Genomic DNA, 16,531 nt, shown 5'->3' with positions numbered 1-16,531 from the left:
ATAATGTTATGAAACTCGCACCACTCTCAGTTCTGATTGCCGCCGGCCTCACCCTGAGCGCCTTGACTACTGTCGCCAAAGCCGAAGGCCGTCTGGTGATTTATTGCAGTGCCACCAATGCGATGTGTGAAGAAGAAGCCAAAGCCTTTGGGGCAAAATACGATGTAAAAACCAGCTTTATTCGTAATGGTTCCGGCAGCACGCTGGCCAAAGTGGATGCTGAGAAAAAGAACCCGCAGGCCGATGTTTGGTATGGCGGCACTCTGGATCCACAATCTCAAGCGGGTGAAATGGACCTGCTCTATCCTTACCAGTCACCTAATCTGGCGCAAATCATGCCGCAGTTCCGTGATCCGGCCAAACGCAAAGGTAACTACTCTTCAGCGGTTTACATCGGCATTTTAGGCATGGGCGTGAATACCGACCGCTTGAAAGAAAAAGGTCTGCCAGAGCCAAAATGTTGGAAAGACCTGACCAACCCAGTTTACAAAGGTGAAATTCAAATTGCTGATCCGCAAAGCTCTGGTACCGCCTACACCGCGTTGGCAACTTTTTCACAATTATGGGGTGAAGATGCCGCCTTCGATTACCTGAAAAAACTGAATGCCAACGTGTCGCAATACACCAAATCCGGTATTGCCCCGGCCCGGAATGCTGCCCGTGGCGAAACCACAATTGGTATTGGCTTCCTGCACGACTACTCACTGGAAAAAGAGAAAGGCGCACCGTTGAAATTGATCTCGCCATGTGAGGGTTCCGGCTATGAAATCGGCGGAGTCAGTATCCTAAAGGGTGCTCGTAATCTGGATAATGCCAAGTTATTTGTTGATTGGGTGTTGTCAAAAGAGGCACAAGAACTGGCATGGCAGAAGGGCCAGTCCTACCAGATTCTGACCAATACCACGGCGGCAACCTCACCTAACTCGCTCAAGTTGGATGATCTGAAGCTGATTAACTACGACATGGACACTTATGGTGCCACAGAAATGCGTAAGAAGCTGATCACCAAGTGGGTCAACGACGTCAAGATGGGCCAATAAAAGCCCACAAAGGACTCCGACTCATATAAATAATTTATTTCTATAACCGAGTCATTGGCGTTACAGCAAGTGAATAACAGATCGGTCGGGGACCGGTTTGAATAGCATTCATGCCGGTTCGCAAGGTAAGCGAACATTGCTGTAACGCCAGGGACAAAGGGTATCTGGGGAACACCATGACACATGCACATGCTCTGCGGCTCCCGCAGACACGGGATGCCATTTTCTATTGGCTGGCTTTCGCCGTGGCTGCTTTTGCCCTATTGCCCACGTTTAGCCTGGATTACGGCCTGCTTGAGGCCAGTCGTTCGGAGCTACTGGCCTCTTATGGTTGGTCTGGCCTTAATATCAGTACGCTGTGGTTTGGCCTGCCGTTACTGCTGCTTTTCAGGCCATTGTCACCCGTTGGTCGCGAACATCGCTACCGCCATCTGTTTGATGCAGGCTATGCCTTATTCTGCGCACTGCTGGTGGTGGTAAGCTCAGCCTGGCTCGGGCGCGGGTTAGGATTTGCCACTATCGGGCTGTTTATCGCTCTGGGGGCAATCATTACTCTGGCGCTGGCGCGCCTTGAATGGCTGGGTGGTGACCGTTTTGTACTCGGATCACTGGTGACTATCATTGCCCTGATCACCGTTTTTATTCTGTTCCCCAGTATTGCCATTTTTATCCCGATCTTTACCGATGAGAGTGGCGCTTTTGCACCGTGGCAGTTTATGGCAATCCTCGGTCAAGCGCATATCCTGCAAGTTATCTGGAATTCGTTCCTGCTGTCGGTGGCGGTTGGCATAGGTTGTACCTTTTTCGGTATGGTGCTGGCTATCTATACCACGCGTATTGCCAAACGCTCCGCTTTGCTGGGGCGCATCTTCTCAATTCTGCCTATTGTTACCCCACCCTTTGTCGTCGGGCTGGGTGTAACCTTGATGATGGGCCGCTCCGGCTATGTGACAGAGTTGATGGTCACTTGGTTCGGACTGACCAATACTAACTGGTTATATGGCTTCACCGGCATCTGGCTGGCACAAGTTTTAGCCTTTACGCCGATGTCATTTATGATCCTCGATGGCGCAATCAAAACTATCCACCCGTCGCTGGAGGAAGCCTCTTATACCTTGCGGGCCAGCCGTTGGCAGACCTTTATGCAGGTGTTTTTACCCTTGCTAAAACCGGCGCTGGCCAACTCATTCCTAATCGTTATTGTGCAATCACTGGCTGATTTCAGTAACCCATTAGTGTTGGGTGGTAACTTTGACGTGCTGGCTACCCAAATCTACTTCTATATCACGGGTGCACAACTTGACTATCCAGCCGCCTCCACGCTGGGGGTTATCTTACTGATGTTTTCACTGTTTATCTTCTGCATTCAGTATATGTGGATAGGTAAACGCTCTTACGTCACCATTTCTGGTAAGTCTTCTCGGGGCGATGTCCAACCATTACCGGTATCACTGGTGTGGGGCACCACCGCCATGCTGTATGTGTGGATTGCCTTTAACGTCTTACTGTATGGCAGCATTTTCTACGGCAGTTTTACCGTCAACTGGGGGGTCGATTACACCCTGACGCTGAATAACTTTAATCAGCTATTTGGTCAAGGTTTCAGTGACGGCGCATGGCCTTCTCTGCTCGATACGCTGCTCTATGCGGGTATTGCTGCCCCTATCACCGCCGCCTTTGGTCTGCTGATTGCCTATATCGTGGTGCGCCAACAGTTCCGTGGTAAAAAAACCATCGAATTCAGCACCATGTTGTGCTTCGCGGTACCGGGTACGGTCGCGGGGGTGTCCTATATTCTGGCCTTTAATAGTGCCCCGGTGTACCTGACCGGTACTGCCGCCATCGTTATTATCTCTATGGTGATGCGTAATGTGCCGGTAGGGATACGCGCGGGGATTGCCGGGCTGGGACAACTGGATAAATCATTGGATGAGGCATCACTTAGTCTGCGGGCGGGTTCGCTGCGTACTGTGATTTATATTCTACTGCCGTTGCTACGCCCGGCGATTCTATCGGCGCTGATTTACAGTTTTGTGCGCGCCATGACTACCGTCAGTGCCATCGTCTTCCTGGTAACACCTGATACACGGGTCGCCACCTCTTACATCCTTAACCGGGTAGAAGATGGCGAATACGGTATTGCCATCGCTTATGGTTCGATTCTGATTGTGGTCATGCTCGCCATCATCTTCCTGTTTGATTATCTGGTTGGCGAAGCGCGTACTGCCCGCTCGAAAGCCAGTAATGCTGAATAATGACGTACTGATAAGGCTGAATGCTATGTCTACTATAAATACAGTATCTACTCAAAAAAATCTGTCAGAGCAAAAGACAGTCACTCGCGATAAGAAACATTTCGTCGAGCTAAAACACGTCACCAAGCGTTTTGGTAGCAATATCGTGATTGACAGTCTCAATCTGGCTATCCCTAAAGGGGAAATGGTCACCCTGCTGGGGCCATCGGGTTGTGGTAAAACCACGGTATTACGGCTGGTTGCCGGGCTAGAAAAACCGTCCGGCGGACAAATCTTTATCGATGGTGAAGATGTGACTGACCGATCTATCCAGCAGCGGGATATCTGCATGGTATTCCAGTCCTATGCCTTGTTCCCGCACATGTCACTGGGCGAAAACATTGGCTATGGTCTGAAAATGCTGGGCCGGCCGAAAGATGAGATTCGAGATCGTGTACAAGAAGCCTTAGCGTTAGTAGATTTAGACGGCTTTGCCGATCGCTTCGTGGATCAAATATCCGGTGGGCAGCAACAACGTGTTGCGCTGGCCAGGGCACTAATCCTCAAACCTAAAGTGCTGCTTTTTGATGAACCGCTCAGTAATCTGGATGCTAATTTGCGCCGCAGCATGCGTGATAAAATTCGAGAATTGCAGCAGCAGTTTACTATTACCTCGCTGTATGTTACCCACGACCAAAGTGAAGCCTTTGCCGTGTCTGATACCGTGCTGGTGATGAATAAAGGTAAAATAATGCAAATTGGTGCGCCACAAAAACTGTATCGCCATCCCGCCTCGCATTTTATGGCCAGTTTCATGGGCGACGCTAACGTCTTTCCAGCCACTATTCACAGCAGTAGCGTTGAAATCTTCGGTTATCACATCCCTAAACCACAGGGATTTGCCGCCCAACGGCAACAGTCCACCGTGGGTGTACGACCAGAGGCTATCACGCTAAGTCAGCAAGGTGAGCCAAGCCAGCGGTGTACTATTAATAAAGTGGCTTATATGGGGCCGCAATATGAGGTACTGGTGGATTGGCAAGGTCAATCTTTGCTATTGCAAGTAAATGCCACACAACTGCAACCCGCCCCCGGTGACAGTTATTATCTGCAAATCCATCCCTATGGCATGTTTGTTCTGGCTGATACGCCCCAGTAGACTTGTTGGCGAGCAGCGTAACAATACGTTGCTCGCTCTTTCGTTAAACAATCGGCCGCTTTTTGCGCAAGGATTGAGCTAAAAGTCAAAATTCTCAATAAGTTGCGCAAACTGTAAGCAAACAATCCAAATTTACTGTTTCCCCTTTGACATGTTCCTCATACCCCGCTATTATTCGCCCCGTTCAGACAATTCCTCTGTAGTTCAGTCGGTAGAACGGCGGACTGTTAATCCGTATGTCACTGGTTCGAGTCCAGTCAGAGGAGCCAAATTTGAGAAGCCCGCTTAGGCAACTAAGCGGGCTTTTTGTTTTAATCCTGTAGATTCACGCTCCGCCGCAGTTTTGCGACAGTTAATGTATTATCATTAATTGCATTAGGTTACCATCCGCAAACCATTATCAGATAGGACCTATCTCCCTGATATTCATACTAGAATAACCCACACAATAGATTATAGAAGTTTCCTACACCCTACTCTGAAAAGTCGTATATATTTACATTTGGAATTATAAATTAACTATTTCTTCTCTGTTTTTCTGAATAATCTATTTTAAATTTAATAAAAAAATTCCTAATTCGTTTATAATCAATTCACTAGGCAGAATAAGGTTGCGGTGATGAGTTGGCTTCAGCGGGCTATACATGAGTAAGAATCTTTTCTTGATAATCTATAATTAGAGATTAGAATCACCGAAATAGTACTTTGGGCATCGGCAGCGTGGTTCTTGTTTATCTCGTCTTGGGTAATCATTTGGAGTCGATCGGTGCGAGTGAGGAGCAGTGAATTAACTCTGCGAATCCCAAGATATAACGATTTACGGAGAGAACATGACAAAATCAGTGATGATAGTTGATGACCACCCGGCTATTCGTGTCGCCATTCGTGCATTACTATCACAAAGTAACGAATTTTCAACCATTTACGAATCGGTTGATGGCAGTGAAGCCTTAGAGATTTTAAAAAACAACCCTGTTGATCTGGTTATTATCGATATTGAGTTACCTAACTTCGATGGTTTCTCGTTGTTGAAAAAACTACAGCAACGTGGATTTACAGGCAAATCATTATTCTTGTCCGCCAAGAATGAGCAAGTTTTTGCGGTACGGGCATTACAGGCCGGTGCCAACGGTTTCATCAGTAAAAATAAAGATATTAGCGAAATTCTTTTTGCTGCACAGAACGTATTACGTGGGTATTCTTTCTTCCCCTCTGAAACGTTGACCCAATTAGCCGGGCAACCTTCCAGCCATGATCCTGTCAATCGGGCGCGGTTGTTGTCAGAACGAGAAATTAATGTTTTACGTTATCTGGTGAATGGTTTGTCAAATAAACAGATTGCCGACGAAATGTTTATCAGTAACAAAACTGTCAGTACCTATAAAACCCGCATCTTGACCAAGTTAGGGCTAAGTTCCGTAATTGAACTGGCAGATTATGCACATACCCATAATTTGGTATAATTCAGGCGGCTCTGGTTTACCACGGGCAACCTTATCTTTACCGAGTAGGTTCTCTTTGCGAATTCTTCTTTACTGTTTGCTGTTGCTTAGCGGGCAGCTTAATGCCGCAATGATGACCGGTCGTCAGGGGTGCGATACTGGGCAGCCATTGACGATACACAGTATCGCTAATAGCTACAGTGAAGATCTATTACTGACACCTTCCACGGACACTCGCCAATCAAGCCGGCGCACGGTGAAAGTGGGGGTGGTCATGGATGCCAATACTCCTTTTGTCGTTAACCGTGATGATAATGCCATTGAAGGTATTGTTGCGGATTACCTGAAAATAATCAGTGATGCCAGCCAATTATCTTTCCAGATGATCGGTTATTGCGATTACGGGTTAGTTTTGAATGCCTTGGAAAATGGCCAGATTGACTTAATGGCCGGGACACCTATGCCCCCTCAGCCGGGGCTGATAGCTTCCCATGCCTTCTTTACCAACCGGCATGTCGAAGTTCGCAGCAAAAATTGGGACCCGACCAAACGTACCCACCCAGAAACGGTGGCTATCGTTAATAACGAGCCACTCTCCCCTGAGTTTTTATTTAATTATCATGCCGATAAAATTGTTGCCTACCCCAACCAATTGCAGGGGTTGTTGGCTGTCGCCTATGGTAATGCCGATGTCTTTGTCGCGAATGCCACAACAGCTAACTATCTGATTGATCAGTTACAATTGCTGACGTTGCAAATTCGTAACTTTACCCCTTATCACCCTGCCCCTTACACATTCCTGGCGAGGGAAAATAATCAAAAGCTGATTGACTACATTAATCAGATTTTAGAATTATTACCTACCCGCGCGACCGGTGATATTCAGCAACGCTGGTTTGGTAGCAAACATCATTACAATATTGATGCCAAGTTACTGTTGACCGAACAAGAGGTGAGCTGGATTCAGCACCATCCGGTGGTGAGTTATGTCGCCCCACTTGATCTGGCACCACTGATATTCCGCGATCGTCAAACCGGACAAATAGCCGGTTTCTCAGTCGATCTTATCGATATTATCGCGCGCCGAACCGGGATTAAATTTGAACCGGTCTATACCAAAGATACCGGTGAAGGGGTGCGTGATTTTATCGCCGGTAAAACCGATTTACTGCCGATTGTAGCCGTTCGCAACGGTATGTATGGTAACAACCTTTACTCCTCACCAGTAGCTCAATCCTTATGGGGTATATTGACGCGCGAAGATCGCCTGGATATCAACAATGTGGCAGATCTGGCAGGAAAGCGCGTGGGGATACAAGCCGGTAGTGCTTCTGGCGGGATTATTGGTAACCCCCTGTTAGCCCAAAAGATTACCTTTGTCCAAGCCCCGGATACCATGACACTGGTGCGTTGGTTGCAGCAAGGTAAAGTGGATGCTGTCGTTAAGAATATGATGACCGCCAACTACCTGTCAGCTCAGAATTTTAGCCCGAATATAAAAACGGTCGCGGTTGCAGGTGAAGAACCGCTGATGATGGCATTTGCCATCCGCCCAGACCTGCCCGAATTAAAGGCCATTATAGATAAAGTAATTGAATCTATTCCACCAGAAGAGTTAGACAACTTAATTAGCGAATGGAGTACCTTCAAGCCTAAGCCAATAAGTTTTGATGAAGACTCATCAGATAATGAATGGCTGATGATGGCGTTGAAAATAAGTTCAGGGCTATTGTTGGTCTTCGGTTTATACCTGTGCTATCTGGTGTTCAATAAGCGCCGCCAGGCCAAGTTGCTACATGCCCGTTTGCTACAACAAGAATCGATTATCAATGCATTGCCCTTTGCGGTCTTTATTCGTACAACCAATGCCGAGTTAGCCGTTTATAACAGCCATTTTGCTGCGGCTCACCAAGATAAGCTTCACGATTTGCTCAATCAGGATATTGAACAAGCCAACTGGCCGATGACCAGTCCGCTTGATCGCGAGATAGATAAATACTGTCGTTATGTATTACAGGACAGAAAACCACAAATGGTGGATTTATCCCTTGAAATCAATGGTGAGCTACGGGATATCTTCCTGTGGATTATTCCACTGGACAATGCCGAACGCAGTTTACTGGGCGGCTGGCTGGACATTAGCCAACGTAAAACCGTTGAGCGTGAGTTAGAAGCGGCCCGTGTCGAAGCCGAAAGCGCCAACCGGACCAAGAGTACGTTCCTTGCCACAATCAGTCATGAACTGCGAACGCCAATGTACGCCATCATGGGCTTATTGGAGCTGGAGATCCGCAGCTCCCAGCCGGTTGATAAAGATACACTGGTTACCGTGTCCAAATCAGCTCAATCGTTGATGTTACTGCTTGATGACATCATCGACTCTGCCAAAATTGAAGCAGGCCAACTGAGTGTTCACCCTGCGGTGGTAGATTTCCGCCAGGAAATGGAACGGATGCTGACTATCTATCAACCCATCGCCGATGAGCGTGGGCTTCGATTCTCGGGTTGGCTGGATGACCAAATCCCTCACCTGCTGATGGCAGATATGCTCAGAGTGCGACAAGTGATGGGTAATCTGTTAGGTAACGCGTTGAAATTTACCGAACAAGGTAGTGTTTCAGTGGATGTGACTTGGGAGCCGACAGATGATAAGCATGGCGTAATGAATATCGATATTACCGATACCGGTATTGGTATTTCTCCAGCGGCACAGGCAACGCTGTTCCAACCCTTTAGCCAGGCGAACGAAGGTAAATCACCCCGTTTTGGTGGCTCAGGGCTAGGGCTTTGGATCTGCCATCAATTGATTCATAAAATGGGCGGACAAATCAGCTTGGAAAGCCAGCTCGGCAAAGGCACCAGTTTGTTTATTACGTTACCACTGGAGATTGCCACTGCTGATGATTTACCGCCAGATGCGACTATTCTGCATGCTGATGAAAAGCAGTTAGACCAGTTGAAAAATCTGCGTGTTCTGGTGGTGGATGACCTTCCGGCCAACCGCCAGTTACTTCAGCAGCAATTGGCCTTTATCGGCATCGAACAGGTGATGAGCGCAGAAAATGGCGCAGAAGCCTGGAAAATATTGCAACATTACAGTTTTGATATCGTCATCACCGATTACAACATGCCGCTGATGAATGGCTATGAACTTGCCGCCCATATCCGCAATAGTCCGGCAATGAAGGAGATGATAATCATTGGCTGTACCGCAGATGCGCGGGAAGAGAGCATAACTCGCTGTTCTGATGCTGGTATGAATGATTGCATGGTTAAACCGGTGACTATTGACACCTTACGCACTGTTTTGCTGCATCAACAGATTGTCGGTAAAGATGTCGAGGCGAATTATCATCACACTACTGGCGACGATGGCATCAATGCGATGGAGATGAGCCATCAGGAAAATAGGGACTCAACCGCGGACAACAGTGAGCCCCCAAAAACGCAACAGCCCCCTATTGTCGCAGCACAAGATAAATTGACATCGCTCTCGGGTGGCAGAGCTGAGGTAGAGTTGCAGTTATTACAATCGTTGCTGGAAAGCAATGTGCAGGATACTGCCGCGCTAACGAAACTGTTTGACCATCTGATAACGGATGATAGCAGTACGAATGCTAGCGATATTTATAACGAAATGGCAACGTTGGTGCACCGGATCAAAGGCGCGGTACAACTGATTGATGCGCAAGATCTGGTAGATTGTTGTATCAGATTCGAACCCCTGTTACTCGCTCATGATAGGCCAGCCGTCATTTCACTTGGAGCAGACTATCTGAAACAGTTAACGGAGACTAATCAGTTATTAGTTAAGCTGGTTGCCTCATACGCCGAAATAGATAGCGATACCCCCGATTAAATAAATATTTAAATAGTGCTTTCATCTAAAGCCCGCCAGTACATACTTGGTGGGCTTTTTTATTTATCAACTAATCATCCCTGCACGATAGCAAAAATATAATTTCATATTTAATCAAAATAAATCACATAAGATATTGAAATTAAAGTAATTTATAATTTTTGCTTTTTTAATCGACTAAGTTCCTACACCTTTTGTGGGAAATTTCACATATAAAACAAGGACGCCTCTCATTTTACCCGTCTCTATTTCCCCCTACACTAGCCTCGGCCCGGATACCAAATAGCACAACTCAATCACGGCTGACTTTATTCAACTTAATGATCGCTCATTGTGATGAATGCTAGAGGTCTCCGTACAACTAAATATAAATTATAAAATTAAGTAGGAATTAAATGGGAAAGACTCTAATGACGTTGGTGCTACTTACCCTGCCGGGTATGGCGTTAGCTGCAACCTCAAATAACACTATCAAGTTTCAGGGAGAGGTAGCCGAACAAACTTGCATGGTGGATATCAATGGCACAGCTAACACCCCGGTAGTTTTGTTACCAACAGTTTCGACCAGCAACCTGAATCAAGTTAATGCAGTTGCAGGTAAAACCAATTTTACGATTAACCTAACCGGCTGCAATATTGCCATTCAAGACACCAAGATTAGTTCGGTTTTTCAGGGGATGAACGTCACTTCGGCGGGTAATTTGGGCAATGTGGGTACAGCTCAAAATGTTGCTATTCAGTTACTTGATACCAATGGTGCCCCAATTCGCATGTCTGGTGGCAGTGTTGAAGTACCGGGAATCACCTTGGTCGCCGGTGCAACCTCAGCATCACAGGATCTGGCAGCTCAATATATTACGGAAGAAGGTCGTGCGACCGCCGGGAGCGTTATTGCTTCCGCACAATACGCGATCACCTATCCCTGACTATTCATGAGATCCAAGCCATATCATGAATACGTTGCCAATCGGTAACGAAGTCGAAACAAACCAGAAGTATCAAGGATAAGTAATTGCTATGACACTGATTGCCCACAGAATGATCGCCTGCTCGTTGTTGCTGCTCAGCGGCGTACCCTTATGGACGCAAGCCAGTGTTGTCATGACCGGTACTCGTATTATTTATCCCGAAGGTACGCGGGAAAAAGTAATACAGCTCAGTAACAAAGATGACCATCCGAATTTAGTCCAATTATGGATGGACGACGGTAATAACCAGTCTTCGCCATCAAAAAGTGATGTCCCTTTCACACTGACACCACAGATATTCCGTATGGAAGCCCAAAGTGGGCAAGTGGTACGGTTGTCATATGTTGAGCGCCATTTACCTAAAGATCGTGAATCAGTTTTCTATCTTAACTTCTTGCAGATCCCCGCGTTAAAAGCAGATAAGCAGACCGAAAACAAACTGGTTTTGATCGTTAATAACCGAATGAAAGTTTTTTACCGCCCTGCGGCATTAAAAGAAAATGTCGATACATTAGGTGAAAAGATACGCGTTACTCTGGATGGCACTAGCGGTGATAAAATCAAGATAAGTAACCCGACAGGTTATTATATCAGCCTGCGTGATGCCAAATTGGTCAGTGATGGGAAAACGATTTCGTTCGCCACCAGTGAGATGTTCTCGCCCAATTCGACCACTGATTTAGCCTTACCCGCTGGGATTAAGGCCAAAAAGGGCGAAGTGCTGACGCTGAACGTGGTTAATGATTATGGCACCAACATTTCCACGAATTATCATTTGTAGTCCAGCCGTGATGATAATCCAGACTGTGCCCAGTTATAGAGATAACCAGTGAGGTTTGCTCCCTGGTTATCCTATTTGCTAACGCACGGTTTACTGGCGAGCCATTTCGTGTCAGCAGCAGAGCAGAGTAATCAAGACGAATATGTATTTGAGGATGCGTTAGTCCGCGGCTCAGCGCTCGGCTTAGGCTCCATCTCCCGCTTTAATAAAAAAGACACCTATCAAGAAGGCAAATATCAAGTTGATCTCTATATGAACAACAATTTTGTTGATCGTATAGAAATGATATTTATTGCAAAAAATGATGCGGTTATTCCCTGTTTGTCAGTCGCACTACTGCAACAAGCCGGCGTCACTGAGGAGGCGCTGAAAAACAGCGACCCAAAAGATGACTGTTTGGATTTTAAAACCACCTTGCCGGCCAGTGACTATCGCTTTGATTACGCCAAGTTGCGCTTCGACTTGTCAGTACCACAGCTGTTCGTTAAAAAAGTGCCGCGTGGCTATGTTGACCCCCATAATTTAACCTCGGGGGATACCATTGGTTTCAGCAATTACAACTTGAACCAATATCACGTGGGCTATAACAAAGATGGAATTAAGCGTTCAACCAACTCAACTTATCTCAGCCTAACCAATGGTATCAATGCTGGCATGTGGCGTTTGCGTCAACAGGGTTCATTGCGCTATGACCCTACCCGAGGAGCCAACTGGACCTCTAACCGGCTATACAGCCAACGCGCGCTGCCCGCCATAGGCAGTGAAGTGACCTTGGGCCAAACGTTCAGCGCGGGTCAGTTTTTCTCCAGTCTGGGCTTTAACGGCATCGCATTGGCCACTGATGACCGCATGTTGCCTGAATCGCAACGCGGCTATGCCCCTATTGTGCGAGGGATTGCCAGAACCAATGCCAAAGTCACGGTTTATCAAAACAATCGGTCTATTTACCAAACCACTGTGTCACCAGGACCGTTTGAATTTAATGATTTATCAGCCACCAATTTCGGCGGTGACCTGACGGTAGAAATTCAGGAAGCGGATGGCAGCGTAAGCACCTTTCAGGTGCCATTCTCTTCCGTGCCGGAGTCGTTGCGCCCCGGTTATTCCCGCTATAGCTTCGCCGCTGGGCAAGTGCGGGATCTGAGCAGTAGTGAAGTGTTCAGTGAACTGACTTATCAACGAGGGGTCAGTAACGCCATTACCGCCAATACCGGGCTACGCGTGGCGTCAGGTTATCAGGCCATCATGCTGGGGGGCGTCTTTACCCACTATATTGGTGCCTTAGGGCTGGATGCTACCTATTCGAATGCCAGCCTAGCGGATGACAACAGTTATGGTGATGAACGGCAGCAGGGCTGGATGGCGCGAGCCTCCTTCAGCCGCACGTTCGAAGCTACCAATACCACATTATCCGTGGCGGGTTACCGCTATTCTACCGAGGGTTATCGCGATTTAAGTGATGTTTTGGGGGTACGTGCAGCCCGTAATGGCAAAGTCTGGAATTCAGATACTTACCGGCAACGCAGCCGGGCAGAAATATCGATGAATCAGAGTTTTAACAGCTACGGTTCTCTGTATTTGACCGCGTCTTCACAGGATTATCGCAATGACCGCAAGCGGGATACACAGTTGCAATTAGGCTATGCCAATACTCTGTGGCGCGATACCAGTTTCAATATTGCGGTCTCACGACAAAAAACCGGAGGCGGCAGCAACGAAACCTACTTTGTCGACCCCGGTAGCGGCATGCCAGCGGCCAATGGCGCAAATATTCTTGGCATCAGCGAGACTGTGGTGCAGATGTCGGTCTCATTCCCATTAGGTGGTAGTGCGCATGCGCCGTATATCTCCGCCGGTGCTGTCAACAGTAAGCTCAGTGGCGCCAGCTATCAGACCTCATTATCCGGTGTGATGGGCGAGGACCAATCCGCCAGTTACAGTATGGATTTTGCCCGCAGTGAACAAACGAAAGAAAACACCTTTAGTGGCAGTTTACAAAAACGGCTTCCTGTCACTAGTCTGAGCGGCAGTGCGTCCAGCAGCCCTGGTTATTGGCAAGGTTCAGCCAGCGCCCGTGGGGCGGTGGCCTTCCATAGTGGCGGTGTGACACTGGGACCTTATCTGAGTGATACTTTTGCCCTGATCGAGGCCAAAGGCGCCAGTGGTGCCAAAGTGATGTATGGCCAAGGTTCAAGTATTGACAGATTTGGCTATGCACTGGTGCCAACACTCACCCCGTATCGCTACAACACCATTACGCTCAATCCTGATGGCATGGATTTCAATACAGAGCTTCAGGATGGTGAGCGGCAAGTTGCTCCCTTTGCCGGCTCAGCAGTGAAAGTCACTTTCCGCACCCTCAGCGGTTACCCGGTACTCATTACCGTCCGGCTGGCTGATGGGAGTCAGTTACCTATGGGCACCGTGGTATACAGCACGACGGCCGACGGCGACAACAGTGCTCCGCAGCAAAAGAACGAGGTTGGTATGGTTGGTCAGGCCAGCCAGGCTTATGTTCGGGCTGAAGGAACCCGAGGCACACTCATTTTGGTATGGGGCGATGCCGCCGATGAACGCTGCCAGTTAAATTACGACTTAGGCACGCCCAATAACGATAAACAGTTATATAAACTCGATGCCTTGTGTGTCGTTACCCAGCATTGAATCAGAGAAACAGTATGAATCCTATAACGACTCACTACGCCAGGTTATACCGATACAAGCCCCTATTCTCACACTATATGGGGTTATTCTTTTCACTCGCATTATTGAGCATCAGCTTACCCAGTTATGCACAATGTGTTTGGAAAGGCGCCAATATCGGTGGTGATAACTACGGTGCGTCTTTGCAATTAGGCAATATCAATATAACCAGTAATTACATTCAGCCTGTCGATTCAATCCTGGCCTCCAGCATTATCAGCTTGGTACCCGCCCGTTTCTGGTCAGACCCGGAAGCGGTTATCTATGAATGTGATGTGGCCGATAAAGACAGTTTATTTGAAGTTTTTGCGACTAATGGCGACAGTAATGTCGGCGGCTACAGCAATATGGGTGATAACTATTTTCAGACTTTCTTCCCCTATACCGCATTGAAACTGACTCATGTTGATACTGGCGTCGAATTTACTCGTATCTGGCAGCAGGTCCCGTTGAGAAAGTACGACGTAGTCGGGAATAAAATTCAAATTAAGGGTAAACATTTCAGCCAAATCCGTGCTGAGCTAAAAAAAGTAGGTTCTGTAGACCGCACGCCCGGCCCTTCCAGTTGGGGATGTTCTGGTCCTGCGGCTGATAACTATTCGGGTAGCTATTCCTGCAATCAACCCAACGGTTACGTGGTATTCAAAGGGCCCGGCATGCCAGTACCGGAAACCGGCTATGACTCAGCAACCAATTACCAAACATGGGGAAGTGGCCGCTATATGGCATTTGGTATGAATACCTCTCCGGTCTCTGTCCTGACACGCAAAAATACCTGCGTAGTACGTAACGTCACACCTTATGTGGTTTTCCCTATTATCACCGTGAACGAACTTAATGATAATCAATCACGCAGCGCGGATATCACTGTCGATATCGAATGCCAGTCGGGTACGGAATCTGGCATTAATAGTGGGCAAACTGCGCTGGGCATCCAAACTTCATTACCCGGTTATCTGAAAGCACAAGGACTCGGGTTAGTAAACGCAGCCGGCGGCGTGAGTTATCTTTTATCAGACCACTATGGTACTGACAAAAATATAGCCACCGGCGTGGGAATCAGCCTGAGTGACAGCAGCGGCGCGGCAATGAATTTTGTTGGTTGGGGAGGATGTGTCAGTAATTGCAATGCCAATACCAACGCGGGTTGGTACCCGGTACTCACGGGTGCCAGTGCTAATGGCAGCAATGGGGCTGGTTATGATAACTATTCACATCACTTTGTCGCCACCTTGAAAAAATTACCTAACGGCACGCCTACTGCTGGCAAAGTCGATGCGACCGCTTACGTTTTGGTGAAGATACAATGAGACTCCTCTGCCTATTTTTACTGATGTTGAGCATCAGCCAACACACCATGGCCGGTTTAGTGGCCGGTTCAACCCGCATGATTTATCAGCCTGAATCGCGTGAGCGCACCCTGATGTTGGCTAATACCAATGATTATCCGGTCGTGGTGCAGACCTGGATTGATGATGGCGATGTGGACAGCACTCCCGATCAGAGCAAAGCGCCTTTCATTGTCTTACCTGCTGTTTTCAAAATGCAGGCAGGAGCGGCTCAAGGGCTGCGCATTATCAATAAAGGTGACAATCTGCCGACAGATCGAGAGTCTGTTTATTGGCTCAATCTGTATGAAATTCCGCCTAAATCTCGGCGTAACACCGATGCTCAGGCCCAGGTTGCTATGGCGATGAATACCCAAATGAAAATATTCTATCGGCCTGATGGGCTAACGCCGAAACCGGCTGAGGCAATGAAAAAAGTCAGTTTTACCCTTAAGAAGAAAAACAAAGAATATATTCTCACCGCCCATAACCCCACACCATACCATGTCTCTTTTGGTCAGATTCAGCTAGAAAACCAACAACAACGCTTTCTGATAGCACAAGAGATGGACATGATGGTCACACCCTTTGCTGAGCGCCAATATCATTTTGAACAGCAGCCTACCTCACTCAATGGTGAAGTAACCTTGAACTATGTTTATTTTGATGATGCTGGCAATCAGCTAAAAAACAGCCAGTTAATAAAAGTGACGTTGTAACAAATTACTGTTTTCACGGTTAATCGCAGAGGAATTGCAGCGCTCATGTAATTCCTCTGACAATTCTGGCTACCCGCCACGAAATTATTACCCTATTGAATTTAGGAGGTATTTTACACATGTCCCACTTATGTTGCTTATGTCACTAAAACACACGGCTAAAAGTGTCTTTCCTACTGATTAGCGGGTTTAAATACATAACCTCGGCGTGTAATGGGCGCTTTTCGGTCACTACCGAGCCAATCACCTTCCCCAATACAAACGCGCCTCTCAGCCTTATTAAAAATAACCTCATTTG

General features: G+C 47.4%; 10 protein-coding genes and 1 tRNA gene. All 11 read left to right on the top strand.

Annotated elements, in window-relative coordinates; all coding sequences use genetic code 11:
* The first annotated feature begins 8 nt into the window (after nt 1-8).
* The 11 genes from Q2T71_RS07065 to Q2T71_RS07015 all read left to right on the top strand — a co-directional run bounded on the left by Q2T71_RS07065 (nt 9) and on the right by Q2T71_RS07015 (nt 16,233).
* Nucleotides 9-1,040 (top strand): ABC transporter substrate-binding protein, encoded by a 1,032-nt coding sequence (locus Q2T71_RS07065; protein ID WP_372558559.1) that lies wholly within the window; start codon nt 9-11, stop codon nt 1,038-1,040.
* Between the two features lie 176 nt (nt 1,041-1,216).
* A complete protein-coding gene (locus Q2T71_RS07060; RefSeq protein ID WP_372558558.1) occupies nt 1,217-3,295 on the top strand; it encodes an ABC transporter permease in 2,079 nt (692 codons plus the stop codon).
* A gap of 25 nt (nt 3,296-3,320) precedes the next feature.
* Nucleotides 3,321-4,433, top strand: a complete 1,113-nt coding sequence (fbpC, locus tag Q2T71_RS07055) for a ferric ABC transporter ATP-binding protein (protein WP_372558557.1) — start codon at nt 3,321-3,323, stop codon at nt 4,431-4,433.
* A 193-nt stretch (nt 4,434-4,626) separates the two neighbouring features.
* A tRNA-Asn gene (locus Q2T71_RS07050) sits at nt 4,627-4,702 on the top strand.
* A gap of 561 nt (nt 4,703-5,263) precedes the next feature.
* Entirely contained in the window at nt 5,264-5,896 is a 633-nt protein-coding gene (locus Q2T71_RS07045; RefSeq protein WP_004705218.1) for a response regulator, read from the top strand.
* A 79-nt stretch (nt 5,897-5,975) separates the two neighbouring features.
* Nucleotides 5,976-9,734, top strand: a complete 3,759-nt coding sequence (locus Q2T71_RS07040) for an ATP-binding protein (protein ID WP_372559870.1) — start codon at nt 5,976-5,978, stop codon at nt 9,732-9,734.
* 395 nt (nt 9,735-10,129) lie between these two features.
* Nucleotides 10,130-10,660 carry a fimbrial protein gene (locus Q2T71_RS07035; RefSeq protein ID WP_372558556.1) on the top strand — a complete coding sequence of 177 codons (531 nt, stop codon included), beginning with the start codon at nt 10,130-10,132 and terminating at the stop codon, nt 10,658-10,660.
* 91 nt (nt 10,661-10,751) lie between these two features.
* Nucleotides 10,752-11,483, top strand: a complete 732-nt coding sequence (locus Q2T71_RS07030) for a molecular chaperone (RefSeq protein ID WP_372558555.1) — start codon at nt 10,752-10,754, stop codon at nt 11,481-11,483.
* A gap of 48 nt (nt 11,484-11,531) precedes the next feature.
* On the top strand, nt 11,532-14,147 hold the full coding sequence (locus Q2T71_RS07025) for a fimbria/pilus outer membrane usher protein (RefSeq protein ID WP_372558554.1): 2,616 nt from the start codon (nt 11,532-11,534) through the stop codon (nt 14,145-14,147).
* A gap of 14 nt (nt 14,148-14,161) precedes the next feature.
* On the top strand, nt 14,162-15,496 hold the full coding sequence (locus Q2T71_RS07020; protein WP_372558553.1) for a fimbrial protein: 1,335 nt from the start codon (nt 14,162-14,164) through the stop codon (nt 15,494-15,496).
* Nucleotides 15,493-16,233, top strand: coding sequence for a molecular chaperone (locus tag Q2T71_RS07015; protein WP_372558552.1), 741 nt, complete (start codon nt 15,493-15,495; stop codon nt 16,231-16,233). Before Q2T71_RS07020 ends, Q2T71_RS07015 begins: the two co-directional genes overlap by 4 nt.
* Nucleotides 16,234-16,531: the final 298 nt, after the last annotated feature.

It is taken from the genome of Yersinia sp. 1652 StPb PI (assembly GCF_041538345.1).
GTDB classification, from domain to species: domain Bacteria; phylum Pseudomonadota; class Gammaproteobacteria; order Enterobacterales; family Enterobacteriaceae; genus Yersinia; species Yersinia enterocolitica_E.
This window is presented reverse-complemented; position numbering and strand designations above follow the sequence as displayed.